This is a genomic window from Aeromonas sp. s6, from assembly GCF_040907815.1.
Lineage (GTDB): Bacteria > Pseudomonadota > Gammaproteobacteria > Enterobacterales > Aeromonadaceae > Aeromonas > Aeromonas caviae.
In genome coordinates, this window is the sequence record NZ_JBFOCN010000123.1 from 75021 (window position 1) to 93326 (window position 18306).

The following is an 18306-nucleotide window of genomic DNA, read 5'->3' on the forward strand; positions in this document are numbered from 1 at the left end:
AGCTCGCTTTTCTCGATCTACAAGCAACTGATATAAAACATATTGTGATATCCATCTGCATCATAGTGGAGACAGAAGACCGCCGGGGAACCGTGACTCGAATCTGTGATGGGTGTCATATGGATTGCTTGCCCTTGTCGGCAAGAGGGCCGGCGAAGCGCCAGCCCTGGCAGGATGGCCTCCGTTATCGAGGGAGGAATTCGTACTCCTGTTCGATGAAGGCGGCAGCCCGCTCGCTCAGGGCGGCGTGTACCACTGTGGTGGGGTGGACCTGGTCCCAGAACATCTTGCCTTCACAGTTCAGCTCGCCCGCACTGCGGCGCGCCATGGGCGTTGCGACGGCCTGAGCCAGCAGAGGGTTGCCGGCGATGGCAAGGCGCTCCTCGGGATTGAAGGGGGCCAGTCGACTGTCGGTGGCGGCGCTGCGGGAGGCAAAGGGCTTCCACACATAGCCGCCGCCATAGCAGGCGTGTTCGGTGTCGCTCAGGCCGAAGTTCTGTGGCTCGCGCAGCATCTCGGCGAACTGCTTGTCGATCTCGAACAATTTCACCATGCCGGTGGGAGCCAACTGGCGTGCCAGATTCAGCAGCAGCTGGTTGTGGTAGGCGGAGACATGGCTGGCTGCCTCGACCACTTTCTGGCTGCGGGCCGAGGGGTTCTGGCCCAGATCCGGCAGGTTGAACAGCAAGATCTGCTTGGCACCGTTCAATACCATGCGGTTGGCCGCATCGCTGATGGCGTCGCGCACCCGCTTGGCATCCTGCTCGGTGTTCCAGCCATAGGCCAGGTAGTCGTTGGCACCGACCCAGAGGATCACCAGATCGTCGGGCTTGAAGCCATCCTTTTGCAGGAACTGGGTCACCTCGTAGTCCAGGTTGTTGATGACCTGATACTTGGGGTTCCAGGAGATCTTGTTGTAGGCCACGGCAGTGGCGCCCCCTTCCGCCTCGTTGGCGATGGCGAGGCCCGGGAAGTGCTGGGTGAGCTGCTCCAGCCAGACCGGGCCGTTGGAGAAGCGGCCCTGATGGTAAGGCGGGCTGGAGGGGAGGTAACCGCGCATCTTGTCGTACATCTTGCCGGTATCGGAGAGGCTGTCGCCGAACATCACGATGCGGGAGAAGGGGGGACGCGTCTCGGCGGCATGGGCCGTGAGGGCGAAGAGACCCAATAAACACAAAAGCCATTTGTTCATGTAGCTGTTCTCATGGATGGGGCAGGGCGGGCCTGCGGGCTGTTCCTCGATGGCGGCGGGCTGGGAACCCGCATGGCCAGGTGAGAAGGTATCCACTCGAATACATATTTGCAGCATGCCGTGGCCATTTAATCGCTTGCGATCACATCACTCCTCCCTGAATGGGGAGGCTTCACGTTTGTTTCACGCGCCCCCGGGCAAGATGCCCTCATACCGCAAAGACAGGAGCATGAAATGAACAACGCAAAAGCAATCGCCCTGGTGGCCCTGATGTCCGTCTCTTCCTTCGCCATGGCGGCCTACACCGGCCCCAAGGAGCAGAACAAGGTATCGGTCGCCCAGTTGAAAGACGTGGCCGATGATCAGTGGGTGACCCTGGAAGGCAAGCTGGTCAAACACCTGGGTGGCGAAAACTACCTGTTCCGTGACGACAGCGGCGAGGTGGAAGTGGAGGTGGACGGTGACGTGTGGCGCGGTACCGAGGTGGGGCCTGACGATCTGATCCGCGTGCGCGGCGAGGTGGACCACAGCTGGAACAAGACCGAAGTCGAGGTGGAACACCTGGAGAAGGTGGGGGCAGCGCCCCTGAGCAAGGGCGGCTTTATCGCCAAGTAAGCTTTCAGGCCACAGTAAATGAGAAGGGCGCTCCGGGAGCGCCCTTCTTGCATGCCATCAGCCAGCCCGGCTTGCGACGGTTCGCTTGAACCCCTTCTCGGCCTGATTGACCTTGTAGAGATAGCGGCGAGCCTCTGCCTTGGGATGTTGTTCGGTCAGTACCTGATAGACGGCCTCGGGGGAGAGGCGGTTGATCATGCCGGGGGCCGCCTTGCGATCGTTGGAGAAGGTGTTGAGCACCCCTCCCGCACCACCGTTGTAGGCGGAGATCACCGCATAGCGGCGGGACTGGGGATCCTGGATATCCGCCAGATAGACGGTCTGCAGCAGGTGCAGGTAGGCGGTCCCCACATCGATGTTGTAGGCCGGATTGAACAGATCTTCCCTGGTCGGCTGGCCATCCTTGCCCTTGACCCTCACATAGACATCCCGCCCAGCGGTAGCCGGGATCACCTGCATCAGACCATAGGCGTTGGCGTGGCTGACCGCATAGGGGTTGAAGCTGCTCTCGGTCTTGATCACCGCGTAGATGAGACTCTCGGCGACCCCGTACTTGCGGGAGGCATCGCGGATGATGCTGGCGTATTTGTAGCCGCGCCTGTCTTCGTGGTTGGCCACCATGGGAATGTCGATGAAGAAGATGTTGCGGATCCCGAGGGTGCGCTTCTTCATCGCGTTGGCGATCAGATAGTCGGCATAACGCTCTGCACGCCAGCTGGAGCGGATCGCTTGCCCCTGGTTGTCCAGCACCTGGCCATAGAGGAAGGGCTCGCCACCTGGCATGATCTCACGGTCCGAATAGAGGTCGACCTCTGCCGGATCGTCCGGGGTCAGCAGGGTTTCGATGATGGCGCGACGCAGGTGGGCACGGGGATCCAGACCCGAGACGGTCTCCACCATGATGTGACCGCTGGAGAAATCGATGTGGGCGCGGCTCTTGTACTGATCCGTGTATTTGACGTAGTCAAACTTGCCCGCGAACAGCGCCTCGCGCCCCCATATCTCGTTCACGTTATGGGAGAGCGCACTGATCATGTGTTCAAAACCGCGCACGTCCTTGCCGTTGACCAGATCATCATCGCCACCCCCGCTGGTCTGGGGTGTGGATGAACAGGCAGAGAGAAACAGCAGGGCGCACAGCAGCCCAAAAAAACGACCCATAAGATCCTCAAACCGGGCGGTGGGGCCGCCCGTCACTGACTGGCCTGAGCCAGGATTGGTGTCACCCTGCGGCATATTGACGACTCAGGGGGACGCTGGCCCTTTGACTCGATTCCCGCTCACTGGCTGGGAGGGGTGTAGCCGTCGATCTGGACTTCACCCGCGTCGAACAGATAGCTGACCATCTCTTTTTCCAGCAACTGGCGGTGCTCGAGATTCATCATGTTCAGCTTCTTCTCGTTGATCAGCATGACCTGCTTCTTCTGCCACTCGGTCCAGGCTTCCTTGCTGATGTTGTCGAAGATCCGCTTGCCGAGTTCACCGGGGTAGAGTTGGAAATCGAGACCCGGCGCTTCTTTCTTCAGGCGCAGGCAAAATACGGTACGGCTCATGTTGACCTCTGTGGTTGCAAGTCTGGTTGTAAGTCCGGGTAGGCGAGCAGACGGGCCGTGGCCGCCGCCAATCCCACCTCGGCAGGATGGCGTAAGTTATACCAGAGTCGGGTATCCGCTTCCATGAGCAGGGGGGCGGGCGGAACAGCCATTTCGATCAGCAAAGGGCGGATATCGAGGTGGAAGTGGCTGAAAGTGTGACGAAATCCAGCGAGCTCCTGATAGGCGGCATCCTCCAGCCCCAACTCCCGCAGTCGTCCGGTCACCTCTGTGAGGGATTCCACCTGCGGGAAGCAGTAAAGCCCGCCCCAGATCCCTTGCGGCGGACGCTTCTCCAGCAGCAGCTGATCGCCGTGGCGGATGATCAGCATAATGCCGTTGCGTGCCGGAATGCTCTTCTTCGGCTTGCTGTGAGGGTAAGCGGTGGGGTTGCCCTGCGACAGCCCCTGGCAATCGGCCTGCACCGGGCAGCGCTCGCAGGCGGGCTTGCTGCGGGTGCAGACGGTGGCCCCCATGTCCATCATGGCCTGGTTGTACTGGGCCACCCCGACGCGCGGGGTGAGGCGGGTCGCCAGCTCCCAGAGATCGTGCTCGACCTGCTTCTGGCCCGGCCAGCCCGCCAGCGCCAGCCAGCGGGTGAGTACCCGCTTCACGTTGCCATCCAGGATGGCGTGGGGCTGGCCCAGAGAGAGGGAGAGCACGGCCCCGGCGGTGGAGCGACCGATGCCGGGCAGGGCCATCACCTCTTCCAGTTGTTCCGGAAAGAGGCCGCCGTGCAGATCGCGGATCTGCTGGGCAGCCTTGTGCAGGTTGCGGGCGCGCGCGTAGTAGCCAAGCCCGGTCCAGTGATGCAGCACCTCGTCGATGGGGGCGTTGGCCAGGGCCAGCACGTCGGGGAAGCGGGCCATGAACCGCTCGTAATAGGGGATGACAGTGGCAACCTGGGTCTGTTGCAGCATGATCTCGGAGACCCAGACCCGGTAGGGGGTTTTGTCCTGCTGCCAGGGCAGGGTCTTGCGGCCGTGGATCTGGTACCAGTCCAGAATGCGGGTGGCGAAGGTGGTGTTGTCTGAGTGGCTCACAGTGTGCTCATGTTCTGATGATAAGTCCGCCCGCCATCAGGAGGGCGATCCCCGACCCGGCGCATGGCAATGGTCGAGTGTAGGTTATTGATTAAAAAGGGGAGCTCTCGGGCTCCCTCAGAATGGGCGCAGACCCTCCCGGGGGAGGGCCACCGGATGCCGGCAGATCAGCCGCGCCAGTCTTGCAGCGCCTTGAGGCTGGCATACTGGCCGCCGACCTGCAGGACGATGTAGTCCTGGGCGATGGCTGCCAGGATGACGCCGGGGGCTATTTCATTGCCCTCGTGCCACTCCCGTCCATTGAGCACGACGGCCCGCTTGGCCGGGTCGGAGGAGTAGTTGTGGGCACCATAGGTCAGGGACGGCACCTGCTGTTTCAGGGCCGGAGCCAGGGCGCCGAGGGGGATGGCACTGGTCTGGACCTGAGCCTGTGGCGCACTCTCTTCCACCAGCGGCGTGTTGTTGAGGGCGGCCATCAGCCGTTCTGCCAGACTCTGTCCCCCCTGGTTTGCGGTAGTCGCAGCCGGGGTTGCGGCAGGTCTTGGAGCGACCACGGGCTCCGGCAGGGGGGGCGGCAGCGGCCGGGTGATCATGGGCCTGGGTTCGACCCGCACGAAGGGGGGAGTCACCACTTCCTTCACTTCGACCTGCTGTTCCACGGGTTTGAGGTGATAGAGGTGCCAGCCATAGTTGGCGGCGGCGCCCATCACCAGGGCCAGGGGCACCAGGGCCCACCAGATCCAGCGGCGGTTGGGCTCCTCTTCCTGGCTCACGGGCAGACCCATGAGCGGCATATGGGGGGTGAACTGGGGCTGGTCGGCCCGGCGCAGGGCCTTGAGCAGGGTGGACATCAGGAGGCCTCCTCGACCATGGGATCCGTCTCATCATCTGCCACGCTGTCGAGATCGACCGGCGTGCTGGCTCGCAGGGATTCATCCTCCAGCCTGGGCATGGGTTCGCCGGAGGCCACATTCAGCCGCAGCAGGGTGTTGCTGCCGGCGATGCCGTCCGGGGTCAGTCCCTGCTCGCGCTGGAACTGTTGCAGCTTGTTCTTGAGGGTGGCATCGAAGCGGCTCACCTTGCGATCGGGTTGCTGCATGGCGCGGCTAAGGGCGTTGTCCAGCCACTGCACCTGGGCAGCCCCGGCATTGCTCGCTATCAGGGGCACGTTGCCCCTGGGCATGCGCCAGAGCAGGGTGTAGCTGCCGCCCCAGGCGTCGGAGAGCCACTGCCTGTCCACCTGCCAGCTCTGGTTGCCGATGAGCAGGGAAGCCTTGTCCGCCCCCAGGCTGACCAGGGTGGCGTAATAGAGGCCGCCGGTCTCGTCGGTGAGACTGATGAGGGCCGGGTATTGCAGCGCCTGCAATTGCGCCAGGGAGGCTTCTCCCTCCTGGCAGCGCAGGCCCGCACGGGGGGCGTTGTCGCAGGTTGCCTCCTCCAGCTCGGCCTGGTAGCCCCATACCTTGTAGAGATTCTGCATGGCGACGTCCGGCTCCAGCGCCTGATTGATGGCGCGGGTCAGCTGGGCTTGCTGCTCCGGCGTGTCATCCACCTTGACCGGTACCTCGACCTTGACCAGGGGGCGGGCTGGGAAGAATCCGAAGAATTGCCAGCCCCACCAGCCGGTGGCGACCAGCAGGGCGCCCACCAGGGCGACCGTGAGGCCGGATTGCCAGCTTCCCTCGTCGCGAATGCCGCTCACCTCATACGCGGACTGGCTGATGTCCCCGTGCACTATCTTGTGGCTGCCACGGGCGAAGGCGGCGATGAGGGCGCGGTCGCAGATGAGGTTGATGAGACGGGGAATGCCCCCGGAGAGGCGATGCAGGGTCTGGATGGCCCTGGGGGTGAAGATGGGCTGGACGCAGCCTGCCACCTGCAACCGGAAGCGGACATAGGCATCCACATCCTGGCGCGACAGCGGCAGCAGGTGATAGCGGGCGGTGATCCGCTGCGCCAGCTGGCGCAACAGGGGCTGGCGCAGCATCTGTTGCAGCTCGGGCTGGCCGATGAGCACCACCTGCAGCAGTTTCTTCTCGTCTGTCTCCAGATTGGTGAGCAGTCGCAACTGCTCCAGCACGCCGGGCAGCAGGTGCTGGGCTTCATCCACCAGCACCACGCTGCGCTTGCCTGCCGCCAGATTCGCCAGCAGATGATCCCGGATAAGGTCGAACAATTGCTTGAGGCTGGCCTCTTCGCCGTAGGGCAACTGGAATTCGTCGCAGATGGCGGCCAGCAGATCCCGCTCGGTCAGAGAGGGATTGAGGATGTAAGCGATCTCGGTGTCGGCGGGCAATTGCTGCAGCAGACAGCGGGAGACGGTGGTCTTTCCCGTACCCACTTCCCCGGTCAGCAGCACGAAGCCGCCACCGTCCTGCAACCCGTAGTTGAGGTGGGCGAGGGCCTCCCCGTGACGCTCGCTCATATAGAGGTATTTGGGGTTGGGCGAGATGGAGAACGGGGGCTCCGACAGACCGAAGAACTGTGTGTACATAAGGATCCATTCCATTGTTATGGGCGGCAGGTTAAAGCCTCCCAAAAGGGATGTCAAAGACCCGGATACCATAAGGGGAGCTGGCGCGAACCACGGGCTGAGTCGCCCGGGACGATGACGGGAAGCTGCCGCCCGGCTGAGTGATGGCGAGCCTGGTGCGACGGGTGCACATCGTCTCTCTTGGCCAAAAGCGGTATCATCGGGGCAAGTTTATCGAGGGAGAGTGCGCGTGCAGATTTATCTGGTCGGAGGGGCGGTGCGGGATCGCCTGTTGGGATTGCCCCAGGGTGATAGGGATCACCTGGTGGTCGGCGCCACGGTGGAGCAGATGCTGGGTCTCGGATTCACCCAGGTGGGCCGAGACTTTCCGGTCTTTCTTCACCCCAAAACCCAGCAGGAGTACGCCCTGGCGCGCACCGAGCGCAAGCAGGGGCAGGGTTACACCGGCTTCGTCTGCCATGCCGCCCCCGAGGTGACGCTGGAGCAGGATCTGCTGCGCCGGGATCTCACCATCAACGCCATCGCCGAAGATGAGGATGGGCAACTGCACGATCCCTACGGCGGCGTGCAGGATCTGGAGGCGCGGTTGCTGCGCCATGTCTCGCCGGCCTTTGCCGAGGATCCTCTGCGCATCCTGCGGGTGGCGCGCTTCGCCGCCCGTTTCCATGCCCAGGGGTTCGTGGTGGCCCCCGAGACGCTGGGGCTGATGCGCGAGATGACGGAGGCTGGAGAGCTGGCCCATCTGACCCCGGAGCGGGTCTGGAAGGAGCTGGAAAAAGTGCTGCTGGGGTCGACACCCCAGATCTTCTTCGAGGTGCTGCGCGAATGCGGCGCACTCAAGGCGCTCTTCCCCGAGCTCGATGCCCTGTTCGGTGTGCCGGCACCTGCCAGATGGCACCCGGAGATCGACACCGGCATCCATACCATGATGGTGCTGGCGCAGGCATGTCGTCTCTCCCCCGAATTGACCGTGCGCTTCGCGTCCCTCTGCCACGACTTTGGCAAGGGGCTGACTCCGCCCGCCTTCTGGCCGAGCCATCACGGCCATGGTCAGAAGGGGTTGCCGCTCATTCGGGATTTTTGCGAGCGCTTCCGGGTGCCGAACGAGTGTCGCGATCTGGCCCTGCTGGTGAGCGACCTGCACACCCATATCCACATTGCCTTCGAGCTCAAGCCCGCGACCCTGCTCAAGGTATTCGACAAGGCCGATGCCTGGCGCAGACCGGAGCGCTTTGCCCAGCTGCTCGATGCCTGTCGCGCCGACTTCCACGGTCGTACCGGCTTCGAAGAGAAGGTCTACAGTCAGCCGGACTATGTCGCTCAGGCCCTGGAGGCGGCGCAGGCTGTGCCGGTCAAGGAGATAGTGGCGGCCGGCTTCAAAGGGGAGGCAATCCGCGAGCAGCTTGCCAAGCGGCGGCTTGATGCCATCAGCCGGGTGCGCGACGAGTGGACCTTCATCGAGGAGTAAACGCCGCAGCCGATCGACGCTCAATCGACGGCGTAATATGGGCGAAGCATAAAAAAGCCCGGGTCAATGACCCGGGCTTTTTGTCGTGCGGCGTGGGCTGCTCAGGAGAAGCAGGCCTGCAGCACGTAGAAGATGGCGATGGCCAGGATGGCGCCCGCGGGCAGGGTGATGACCCAGGAGACCACGATGTTGCGCAGCACGCCCAGGTTCAGGGCCGCGATACCCCGTGCCAGACCGACGCCCATGACGGCACCGACCAGGGTCTGGGTGGTGGAGATGGGCAGACCGGTGCCGGAGGCGATCACCACGGTGGCGGCGGTGGCCAGCTGGGCGGCGAAGCCACGGCTCGGGGTCAGGTGGGTGATGCCGGTGCCGACGGTCGCCATCACCTTCTCGCCCATGGTGGCCAGACCGATGACGATGCCGATGCCGCCAAGGGGCAGGATCCACCAGGCGATGTGGGAGCTGCCGCCGATCTCGCCGCCGGCCGCCACGATGGAGGCGACTGCAGAGAGCGGACCGATGGCGTTGGCCACGTCGTTGGAGCCGTGGGCGAAGGCCATGGCACAGGCGGTGATGATCATCAGGATGCCGAACACCTTCTCCACGTTGGCGAAGTGCATCTTGCTGTCATCTTTCGGGTTGTACTGCTGGCCGCGGATATAGATCCAGCCGGCAAACGCCACCGCGATGGAGATGGCGACGGAGAGCAGGACGCCCTCGCCATTGCTCAGGTGCAGACCGACGTGGGTCAGCCCCTTCTTGATGGTGACCAGGCAGATGACCAGGGACGTCAGGAACATGTAGAAGGGGACATAGCGCTTGGCGTTGTCCAGGGGGTTGTCCGTGTTGAAGATGAGCTTCTGCACGCTGATGAACATGAAGTAGGCGATGATGCCCGAGATGGCCGGCGTGATGATCCAAGAGCCGACGATGCCGCCAAACTTGTTCCACTGTACCGCTTCCGGACCGATGCTCACCACGGCGAAGCCCACGATGGCGCCGATGATGGAGTGGGTGGTGGAGACGGGCCAGCCGAAATAGGAGGCCAGGATCAGCCACAGACCCGCAGCCAGCAGGGAGGCGATCATGCCGAGCACCAGCAGATCCGGCGTGTCGGCAAAGGCGTTGCTGTCGATGATGCCGCTGCGGATGGTGGCCGTCACTTCGCCACCGGCCAGATAGGCACCGGCAAATTCAAAGATCATGGCGATGATGATCGCCTGACGGATGGTCAGGGACTTGGTGCCGACCGATGTGCCCATGGCGTTGGCGACGTCGTTCGCACCAATGCCCCAGGCCATCAAAAAGCCGAACAAGGCCGCCACGAGCACCAGGGTGGTGCCGTAATTTGCGATAATGTCCATTAGTAGTGTTTACCCAGTCAGTCGATTACGAACGAGCCAGCATCAATTCCAGACGGGCGCCAACGCGCTCTGCCTGATCAGCCAGGTCACCTACCCATTCGAGGATCTTGTAGAGGAACATAACGTCGATCGGATTGTATTTGTGCTCAACGGCTTGCAGCTGTTGGCGCAGTCCGATCTGCATGGTGTCAGTATCGTCCTCGATGAGATCCAACTGGTGGATCATCTCGGCAACCATTTCAACTTCACGTCCTTTAAAGCCGGTTTCGAGCAGCTCATCGAGTTCTCCGATGGCTTTTTCGGCTTGGGCGGTCGCATCGATACAGCGTTTGAGATAGGCCATGAAATCGGCGCGCATCTCGGTGGGGAATTCCATCTTGCGGCCAAGCATGCGGCCGGAAATATCCTTGGCACGGTTGGCAATCTTGTCCTGCTGGGTCAAGAGCTCCAGCAGATCGGTACGGGCGACCGGCAGGAACAGGCCGCGGGGGAGTTTCAAGCGGATTTCGCGCTTGAGGATGTCCGCTTCTTTTTCCAGCTGGGCGATCTGTTGCCGGATCTTCTCGGCATCTTCCCAGCGGTCTTCGGCAACGGCATCAAAGAAGGGAATGAGCTGTTCGCAGCACACGTGAACCTTGACGATATGCTTCTGCAGCGGCTTGATGGGGGACTTGGCAAAAAGACCCAAAATAGTATTTACTGGCATGGCCAAACCTGTGTCGGTGAAAAAACACTCGATACGATTTTATGAGGGGCGCATGGTAACCGAACTGTGCCATCAATAAAACCGTGAATTAATCGTGAACTGTCGCTGGCATTATATCCTCGCGACCCTGAACATGCCCCCCAAAGTTGCCCGCCAGCCCGGAATGACTATGCAAACTGAGATCGAGATAAAGTTTTTCGTCACCAGCAATATTCAAGAATCCCTCTCCAACCTTCTGAATTCACTAGAGATTATTTCTTCCAGTCAAGCCGCTCTTGGCAACGTCTATTTCGACACGCCCGATCTGGGTTTGCGTGGGCTCGAGATGGGGTTGCGCATTCGTCGCAGCGATGATTTTTCCGAGCAGACCATCAAGTGCCGGGGGCAGGTCGTGGGCGGATTGCACGCCAGACCCGAGTACAACGCCCCGGTGGAGGGCACCATTCCGACCCTGTCTGCCTTTCCTGCCGATATCTGGCCGAGTCTGGCGGTGCGCGATGAACTCCAGAGCCGTCTGGTGGCCCAGTTCAGCACCGATTTCCTGCGCCGCCACTGGCTGATCGCATTCGGAGATGCCGAGATCGAGCTGGCCTGGGATCAGGGGGAGATTGCCGGTGCCCTGGGGCGTACCGGGATCGACGAGCTGGAGCTGGAGCTGAAATCCGGCGATGCCCGCGCCCTGTTCACCCTGGCGAGCAAGCTGGCGGCGCTGGGAGGATTGCGGCTGGGTGCCCAGTCCAAGGCGCAGCGCGGATACAGGTTGGCTGGGCTTGGCAAGCCACTGGCCGTGCAGCCCCTGCAAGGGATTGAGGGCAAAGATCAGAAGACCAGCATTACCCTGGGTATGCAGCACTGGCAGCATCATGAGCAGCTCTGGCTCGAGAGTGGCGATGCTGGCGAACAACAACGGGCGCTGCATGCCCTGCTTGAGGGGATATCCCTGGTCGCCGAGGCGGCAGGCACGCTGACGGTGCCCCCCTCCTGGCTGGCCGACCTGCAGGCGCAACAGCGTCTGATGATGCAGGTGGCCGGGGATCGTGCATCACTGCATGCCCTGTTCCACCATGCCGACCTGGTGGGCCTGCAGCTGTCCATCGCGGCCTGGCTGCATCTGGGGGCGTGAATCCTCTGTAGTGCAGAGCGCAAAAAGGTGAGCCCGGGCTCACCTTTTTTATGGCAGTTGCACCTTGAGCGGCGCTATCAGTTCACCACGGCCACGTTGATCGTGCCGTTGCCCTGGGTCATGCGGACCCGGGCGCCAGGCACAAAGGTGGGGCTGGCCTTTTGTACCACCACGATGGATTCGCCGTTCTCTTTCTTGATCTCGAGCTCGACCCCGTCAACCTGGTTGAGTTTGTCCCCTGCCGCCTTGCCGGCCGCCGCACCCGCGATGGCGCCACCGGCTGCCGCGATGTCACTGCCACGACCGCCGCCTATGGTGCTGCCGAGCAGGCCGCCGACCACGGCGCCGCCAATGGTGCCGATCAGGGAGTTCTCATCGGCCTGGATCTTGACGGGGCGGGTGGAGAGGATGGTGCCATAGTTGACGGTCTGTACCTGCTTGGCGCGATCCTTGGTGTAGACATCGCCGGAGTAGACGTCGCTGTTGGCACAGCCGGTGATGGCGGTGGTGGCCGCCAGCAGGGTGACGAGAGCAATACGTTTGAACATGATGGGCCTCCTGGGCTGGCATCGGATTAATCTGGTGATGAATTGCACTTTACGCCAACCAGATTGCGCATTAAACCCGCAAAGTGTAACCAATTATGTGGCCGGAAGGCACCCGTGCCAGTGACGGATGGTCAGGTCAGGGCTTTTTCCAGCAGCAGGCGATCCTCGCCTGGCCCGAAGTAGCCTCTCTCTTCTGCCAACTGCTGATAACCCAGCCTGAAGTAGAGGCGCTGGGCCGGATTGGCGGGATCAACGGTCAGTCTGACCCGCTCAACTTCCAGTTTCAGCAGTCCCTGCTCCACCTGCAATATCATTTGCTCGGCCAGGCCGAAGCCGCGCGCTTCGGGGCGCACCGCGAGGGAGAGCAGCCAGCCCTGCGACCGATCCTGACCAAGCCCCCCCAGGGCATAGCCCAGCAGCCGGCCTTCCCGCTCCGCGACGACCAGCAGTTCGGGCCACAGATCCATGGCCTGGCGAAAGAAGAAACCGGGGTAGACATCCTCGCCGAAGACATCGGCATCTATCTGCCAGATGGCGTGCATGTCGGCGTGGGTGGCAAGGCGCAATACGGGGGACGAGTGCATCGGGGCTCCTCTCATCGGGTCTCTGCTGCGGGGCAGCCAAAAAGGAGGCACAGGGTAGAAGGGGCGGGGAGTCGATGCAAGGGGGGCATTTGTGGCATGCCGCAGATAAAGAAACAGGGCCCGCAGGCCCTGTGTCATCAGAGGAGGCTGGTCGCCTGCTCCAGCCAGGCGAGATCCTCGCCCTCCAGCAGCGGACTCAGACGGCGGTAGACCTCCGCATGGTATTCGTTGATCCAGCGGAACTCCGCCGGACTCAGCAGGCTGCGATCGATGAGGCGGATGTCGAACGGCACATAGGTCAGTCGCTCGAAGCCCAGCATCGGCAGCTCGCCACGGGCCTCCTGTTCGGTCACCACCACCAGGTTTTCACAGCGGATGCCGAAGGCATCTTCCCGGTAGTAGCCCGGCTCGTTGGAGAGCACCATGCCCGGCTGCAGGGCCACCAGGCTGCCCTTGGGGGCGATGCGCTGCGGGCCTTCGTGCACGCTGAGGAAGTGGCCGACCCCGTGTCCGGTGCCATGGTCGTAGTTGTAACCGGCTTGCCACAGGGGCATGCGGGCCAGCACGTCGAGCTGGATGCCGGCAGTGCCACGGGGGAAGCGGGCCTGATCCAGGGCAATATGACCCTGCAGTACCCGGGTAAACATGGCTCTGTGCTCGTCGGTCACCTCACCCACCTTGACGGTGCGGGTGATGTCGGTGGTGCCGTCCAGGTACTGGGCGCCGGAGTCCACCAGATAGATGCTGTCCTGGCCGAAGGCCCGCGGGGTACCGTTGGTGTGGCGGTAGTGGCACATGGCGGCGTTGGGGCCGAGTGCCGAGATGGTGTCGAAGCTCGGCTCCACATAGTGCTCCTGCTCGTGGCGGAAGGCTTCCAGCTGGTCGGCCAGGGTACCTTCGTCCACACCGTCGAACTCGCCGCTGGCGATCAGGCGATCCAGCCAGGCCAGGAAGCGGGTGACGGCAACGCCGTCGCGCAGGTGGGCGGCACGCATACCGGCCAGCTCCACGGGGTTCTTGCACGCCTTGGGCAGCATGGTGGGATCCTGGCCGGCCACCAGAATGGCGCCCGCCTCTTCCATCACGAGCTGGGTCCAGGCGTTGGCGGTGTTGGGGTCGGCCAGCACCTTCTGCTGATCCTCGCCGATGCGCTGCAACACGTCACCCAGCTTGTCGATGGGGTAGACGGAGACATCCTGCCCCACGTGCTGACTGAAGGCGAAGCAGTCGATCTTGTCGGTATCGACGAAGAAATCCATGGTGGTGTTGGCGTAGAGCACCGCAAAGCCCAGCACCACCGGCAGGCGTTCCACGTCGCGACCACGCAGGTTGAGCAGCCAGTTGATGGGTTCGGCCTGGGTCAGCAGCACCGCATCCAGCCCGCGCTTGCGCAGATCGCTGGCCAGCATTTCGCGCTTGGCCTGGCTGGACTGGCCCGCCAGCTCCTCGCTGTAGAGGATGACAGGGCTCTTGGTCGGAGCGGGACGATCGCTCCAGTGCAGATCGATGGGGTTCTCGTCGATGCGCACCAGCTCAATGCCGTGATCGGCCAGTACGGCGTTGGCGTTCTGATACCAGGCCAGGCTGTGCAGGCGGGCATCGAAACCGACCCGGGAGCCTGAGGGCAACTGCTCCGCCAGCCACTGCACGTGGGGGTCTTCATTGAGGTGGAGAAACTCGAACAGCTCGGCCGGCGCCTGCATGCGCGCCTGCACTGTATAACGACCGTCGATGAACAGGGCCGCCCGATGCGCCATGATGATGGCGAGCCCGGCGGAGCCGTTGAAACCCGTGATCCAGTCCAGCCGCTCGGCATAGGCGGGAATGTACTCCCCCAGATGCTCGTCGTCGTGGGGAACGATGAAGGCGTCCAGCTCCAGCGTGGCCAGTGTGGCCCTGACCTGGGCGACGCGGGTTTCAATAATCTCGAAATGGTTCATGTCGTTATTGCCAGCTTGTGGTGATGTGAGTGTTCATTGATGGTGGCCGCTTGCCAGGATCTGTCTGATCGATTGGCCTGCCGCCTCGATGTGTTGCTTGAGCAGTACCACTGCTTCGTGCTTGCGCCGGGCGCGGCACAGTTCAAGGAGTCGGGCGTGCTCCCGCTCGGCCTTGTCCACGCCGCCCTGGGCGAACAGCAGTTCGAAACGCACATAGCGGTCGCAGCTCAGATTGATCTGGGCGATCAGTTCCAGTGCCTGGGGGCGATTGGCTGCCTGGTAGAGGGTGGCGTGAAAGCGGTGATTCAACTCGGCCCAGTGTTCGATCTGGGTGCCAGACTCCAGCGCCAGATCAAACTGGGCGAGGATGGCTTGCGCCTGGGCGAAGGTCTCCTCCGTCATCAGGTCGACGGCGTGGAACAGGGTATCGGCTTCGAGCAGTGCCCGCAAATAAAAGAGCTCCTCGATGGCCGAGGCATCCAGCATGGTCACCACGGCGCCGCGATGGGCCTCGAACTTCACCAGCCCCTGGGCTTCCAGTTGCATCAGGGCTTCCCGCACCGGGATGCGGCTCACCGCCAGCTCCTTGGCGATGGCGTCCTGGCGCAGGGGGGCGCCCGCAGCAAACTCGCCACGCAATATCCGGCCGCGGAGGTTCTCCATCACCATCTGGGTTCGGGTCTTGTAAGGTGGGGTCATGCTGGGGTCACGGGCAGGTTGCAAAATTGTATATTGTATAAAGTTTGGCTGAATCTAACGCGCAAGGGCCGTCAAGGCAAGGCTTGGCGGGAGCCATATGCCGCGCATCGGCCAAAAAAATACCGGCCAGCAGGGCTGACCGGTACGGGATTGTGAGACGCGAGGCGCGTTTCTTACAACTGCGGGCCCGCCGCGACCAGGCGTTTGCCTTCGTCGTTGTCGGTGAAGCGCTCGAAGTTCTTGATGAAGCGCCCGGCCAGATCGGCCGCCTTGGCATCCCACTCGGCCTGGTCGGCGTAAGTGTCTCGCGGATCCAGTATGGCGGGGTTGACGCCCGGCAGCTCGGTCGGCACTTCCAGGTTGAACACCGGCAGTACCTTGGTCGGTGCCTTCTCGATGGAACCATCCAGGATGGCGTCGATGATGCCACGGGTATCCTTGATGGAGATCCGCTTGCCGGTGCCGTTCCAGCCGGTGTTGACCAGATAGGCTTCAGCCCCTGCCGCTTCCATCCGTTTCACCAGCTCCTGGCCGTACTTGGTCGGGTGCAGGCTGAGGAAAGCCGCGCCGAAGCAGGAGGAGAAGGTCGGGGTCGGCTCTGTGATGCCGCGCTCGGTACCGGCCAGCTTGGCGGTAAAGCCGGACAGGAAGTGGTACTTGGTCTGCTCCTTGGTCAGCTTGGCGACCGGGGGCAGCACACCGAAGGCGTCTGCGGTCAGGAAGATCACCTTGGTGGCGTGACCCGCCTTGGAGACCGGCTTGACGATGTTGTCGATGTGATAGATGGGGTAGGAGACTCGGGTATTCTCGGTGCGGGAACCGTCGTCGAAGTCGATGGTGCCATCGGCGGCCACGGTCACGTTCTCCAGCAGCGCATCGCGGCGGATGGCGTGGTAGATGTCCGGCTCGGCCTCTTCGGAGAGCTTGATGGTCTTGGCGTAGCAGCCCCCTTCGAAGTTGAACACGCCGTGATCATCCCAGCCGTGCTCGTCATCGCCGATCAGCTGACGCTTGGGATCGGTGGAGAGGGTGGTCTTGCCGGTGCCGGAGAGGCCGAAGAAGATGGCCACGTCCCCATCCTTGCCCACGTTGGCGGAGCAGTGCATGGAGGCGATGCCGCGCAGGGGCAGGAAGTAGTTCATCATGGAGAACATGCCCTTCTTCATCTCGCCACCGTACCAGGTGCCGCCGATGAGTTGCATCTTCTCGGTCATGTTGAAGGCGACGAAGTTCTCGGAGTTGAGACCCTGCTCCTTCCAGTTCGGGTTGGTGCACTTGGCACCGTTCATCACCACGAAGTCCGGTTTGAAGGTCTTCAGCTCCTCTTCGCTCGGGCGGATGAACATGTTCTTCACGAAGTGCGCCTGCCAGGCCACCTCGGTGATGATGCGCACCGCCAGGCGGGTGTCCGGGTTGGCGCCGCAGAAGCCGTCCACCACGAACAGACGCTTGCCGGAGAGCTGTTTGGTGACCAGCCCTTTCAGATGTGACCACACTTCCGGGGTGATCGCCTTGTTATCGTTTTTACCCTGGTCAGACCACCACACAGTATCCTGGGTAGTGGCATCTTTGACGATATATTTATCTTTAGGGGAACGGCCGGTGAAGATGCCGGTGTTGACGTTGACGGCGCCAAGCTCGGTGACGACGCCACGTTCGAAGCCCTCAAGGTCTGAGCGGGTCTCTTCAGCGAAAAGCTGCTCATAGGAGGGGTTGCGAACGATTTCCTGGCTGTTTTTGATACCGTATTGGTCCAGCTTCAGTTGTTGGGCCAGGGTGGGTTCTACCACGATTGTCATTGTATTCTCCTGGGTTCAGAGGTGTGTAGGGTTCTATCTGACGTCCATGCTACCACCTAGGTGGTAGTTTTTAGCGATCGCCATCAAACTTTATAAAATAGGGTATTTTTTTGTTATTTAAGTTAAAGGCGGGTTTTGCCCGCCTTTGATTAGTGTAACTGGTTTGCATCATTACCGGGAGCCCTGCTGAACAGGGTTTCGATGTCTATCCCGTCGAATTCGTAGTGGGCGCCGCAGTAATCGCAGTGCATGTCGATCTTGCCGAGCTCCTGCACCATGGATACCGCTTCCTCCTTGTCTATCTGCAGCAAGGCCCCTTCGCAACGGGCGCGGGAGCAGGTGCAGCGGAACTCGATGGCCTGGGGATCGAACACCCGTACCTTGTCCTGGTGGTAGAGGCGGTAGAGGATCTCTTCCGCGTCCAGACCGAACAGCTCTTCGTCCTTGATGGTGGTGGTGAGCTGGACCAGGTGGTCGAAATCTTCGCTGTGATCCTCGCTCTGGGCCGGCAGCTCCTGCAGCAGGATGCCCGCCGCACGGGGCTCGCCCTCATGGTGGCCGGTGCGGATCCAGAGGCGGGTGGCCAGTTGTTCGGACTGGGCGAAGTAGTGCTCCAGACAGGCCGCCAGGGTGTCGGCCTCCAGGGCGATGATGCCCTGATAGCGCTCTCCCTGATCCGGAGTGATGGTGATGACCAGATGGCCGTTGCCGATCAGGCTTTGCAGCTTGCCGTCCGTCGGCAGTTCCCCTTCATAGCGTGCCACGCCGCGCAATTGCTGGTTGTTGTCGCCGTTGATGACGGCCAGACGCACCGGACCGTCCCCCTGCAGCTGCACCGTGATGGAGCCTTCGAACTTGAGGGTGGCGGTCAGCAGGCTGGTGGCAACCAGCAGCTCGCCCAGCAGGTGCTGCACCTGTACCGGGTAGTTCTGGGCGTCGATGATGTGGCGGTAGGTACGATCCAGCTGGACCAGCTCCCCACGCACTTCGTACTCTTCGAACAGATAGCGATACAGGAGGTCTTGGTTACTCATCATGGTTTCCTAGGATGTTCTTGGGGAAAAATAAACACATTGTTAAACAGGTGGTTAGGAACTAATTCCTCCACCTGTCGTCATAAAGGGGCCACAGACGCG

General features: G+C 62.1%; 17 protein-coding genes. 3 read left to right on the plus strand and 14 right to left on the minus strand.

The window, feature by feature from the left end; translation table 11 throughout:
• Positions 1-184: 184 nt before the first annotated feature.
• The gene (locus AB5Y50_RS21025; RefSeq protein ID WP_041211862.1) at positions 185-1192 is read right to left on the minus strand and encodes an SGNH/GDSL hydrolase family protein; all 1008 of its coding nucleotides are present in this window, start codon (positions 1190-1192) and stop codon (positions 185-187) included.
• Between the two features lie 234 nt (positions 1193-1426).
• On the opposite strand from AB5Y50_RS21025, the gene AB5Y50_RS21030 reads away from it, so the two are divergent.
• The gene (locus tag AB5Y50_RS21030; RefSeq protein WP_039040598.1) at positions 1427-1807 is read left to right on the plus strand and encodes a YgiW/YdeI family stress tolerance OB fold protein; all 381 of its coding nucleotides are present in this window, start codon (positions 1427-1429) and stop codon (positions 1805-1807) included.
• 57 nt (positions 1808-1864) lie between these two features.
• Here AB5Y50_RS21030 and mltC read toward each other — a convergent pair whose 3' ends face one another.
• From mltC to AB5Y50_RS21055, 5 genes are all read right to left on the minus strand, one after another.
• Entirely contained in the window at positions 1865-2968 is a 1104-nt protein-coding gene (mltC, locus tag AB5Y50_RS21035) for a membrane-bound lytic murein transglycosylase MltC (RefSeq protein ID WP_041211728.1), read from the minus strand.
• A gap of 119 nt (positions 2969-3087) precedes the next feature.
• Entirely contained in the window at positions 3088-3360 is a 273-nt protein-coding gene (locus AB5Y50_RS21040) for an oxidative damage protection protein (protein ID WP_010675742.1), read from the minus strand.
• Positions 3357-4442: an A/G-specific adenine glycosylase gene (gene mutY, locus AB5Y50_RS21045; RefSeq protein WP_042014850.1), complete on the minus strand. Its 1086-nt coding sequence runs from the start codon at positions 4440-4442 to the stop codon at positions 3357-3359. Before mutY ends, AB5Y50_RS21040 begins: the two co-directional genes overlap by 4 nt.
• Positions 4443-4609: 167 nt before the next feature.
• A complete protein-coding gene (gene exeB, locus AB5Y50_RS21050; RefSeq protein WP_102948908.1) occupies positions 4610-5293 on the minus strand; it encodes a GspB family T2SS assembly factor variant ExeB in 684 nt (227 codons plus the stop codon).
• Positions 5293-6936, minus strand: a complete 1644-nt coding sequence (locus tag AB5Y50_RS21055; protein WP_010675739.1) for an ExeA family protein — start codon at positions 6934-6936, stop codon at positions 5293-5295. Before AB5Y50_RS21055 ends, exeB begins: the two co-directional genes overlap by 1 nt.
• Positions 6937-7165: 229 nt before the next feature.
• Here AB5Y50_RS21055 and AB5Y50_RS21060 point away from each other — a divergent pair, with 229 nt between their 5' ends.
• Complete coding sequence (locus tag AB5Y50_RS21060) at positions 7166-8404, plus strand: multifunctional CCA addition/repair protein (RefSeq protein ID WP_042864904.1); 1239 nt, start codon at positions 7166-7168, stop codon at positions 8402-8404.
• A gap of 101 nt (positions 8405-8505) precedes the next feature.
• Here AB5Y50_RS21060 and AB5Y50_RS21065 read toward each other — a convergent pair whose 3' ends face one another.
• Together AB5Y50_RS21065 and AB5Y50_RS21070 are read right to left on the minus strand one after the other, a co-directional pair.
• Entirely contained in the window at positions 8506-9771 is a 1266-nt protein-coding gene (locus AB5Y50_RS21065) for an inorganic phosphate transporter (RefSeq protein WP_010675737.1), read from the minus strand.
• A 25-nt stretch (positions 9772-9796) separates the two neighbouring features.
• Entirely contained in the window at positions 9797-10477 is a 681-nt protein-coding gene (locus tag AB5Y50_RS21070) for a TIGR00153 family protein (protein WP_010675736.1), read from the minus strand.
• Positions 10478-10646: 169 nt separating this feature from the next.
• Here AB5Y50_RS21070 and AB5Y50_RS21075 point away from each other — a divergent pair, with 169 nt between their 5' ends.
• Complete coding sequence (locus tag AB5Y50_RS21075; RefSeq protein WP_102948906.1) at positions 10647-11600, plus strand: inorganic triphosphatase; 954 nt, start codon at positions 10647-10649, stop codon at positions 11598-11600.
• A gap of 77 nt (positions 11601-11677) precedes the next feature.
• Here AB5Y50_RS21075 and AB5Y50_RS21080 read toward each other — a convergent pair whose 3' ends face one another.
• The 6 genes from AB5Y50_RS21080 to hslO form a co-directional block, all read right to left on the minus strand.
• Positions 11678-12148 (minus strand): glycine zipper 2TM domain-containing protein, encoded by a 471-nt coding sequence (locus AB5Y50_RS21080; RefSeq protein WP_102948905.1) that lies wholly within the window; start codon positions 12146-12148, stop codon positions 11678-11680.
• A gap of 131 nt (positions 12149-12279) precedes the next feature.
• Entirely contained in the window at positions 12280-12732 is a 453-nt protein-coding gene (locus tag AB5Y50_RS21085) for an N-acetyltransferase (protein ID WP_102948904.1), read from the minus strand.
• 137 nt (positions 12733-12869) lie between these two features.
• Entirely contained in the window at positions 12870-14672 is a 1803-nt protein-coding gene (locus AB5Y50_RS21090; RefSeq protein WP_045522080.1) for an aminopeptidase P family protein, read from the minus strand.
• 33 nt (positions 14673-14705) lie between these two features.
• The gene (locus AB5Y50_RS21095; protein WP_029314822.1) at positions 14706-15371 is read right to left on the minus strand and encodes a GntR family transcriptional regulator; all 666 of its coding nucleotides are present in this window, start codon (positions 15369-15371) and stop codon (positions 14706-14708) included.
• Between the two features lie 173 nt (positions 15372-15544).
• Positions 15545-17170 carry a phosphoenolpyruvate carboxykinase (ATP) gene (gene pckA / locus AB5Y50_RS21100; RefSeq protein WP_010675730.1) on the minus strand — a complete coding sequence of 542 codons (1626 nt, stop codon included), beginning with the start codon at positions 17168-17170 and terminating at the stop codon, positions 15545-15547.
• Between the two features lie 149 nt (positions 17171-17319).
• Positions 17320-18204, minus strand: a complete 885-nt coding sequence (gene hslO / locus AB5Y50_RS21105) for an Hsp33 family molecular chaperone HslO (RefSeq protein ID WP_010675729.1) — start codon at positions 18202-18204, stop codon at positions 17320-17322.
• Between the last annotated feature and the right edge of the window lie 102 nt (positions 18205-18306).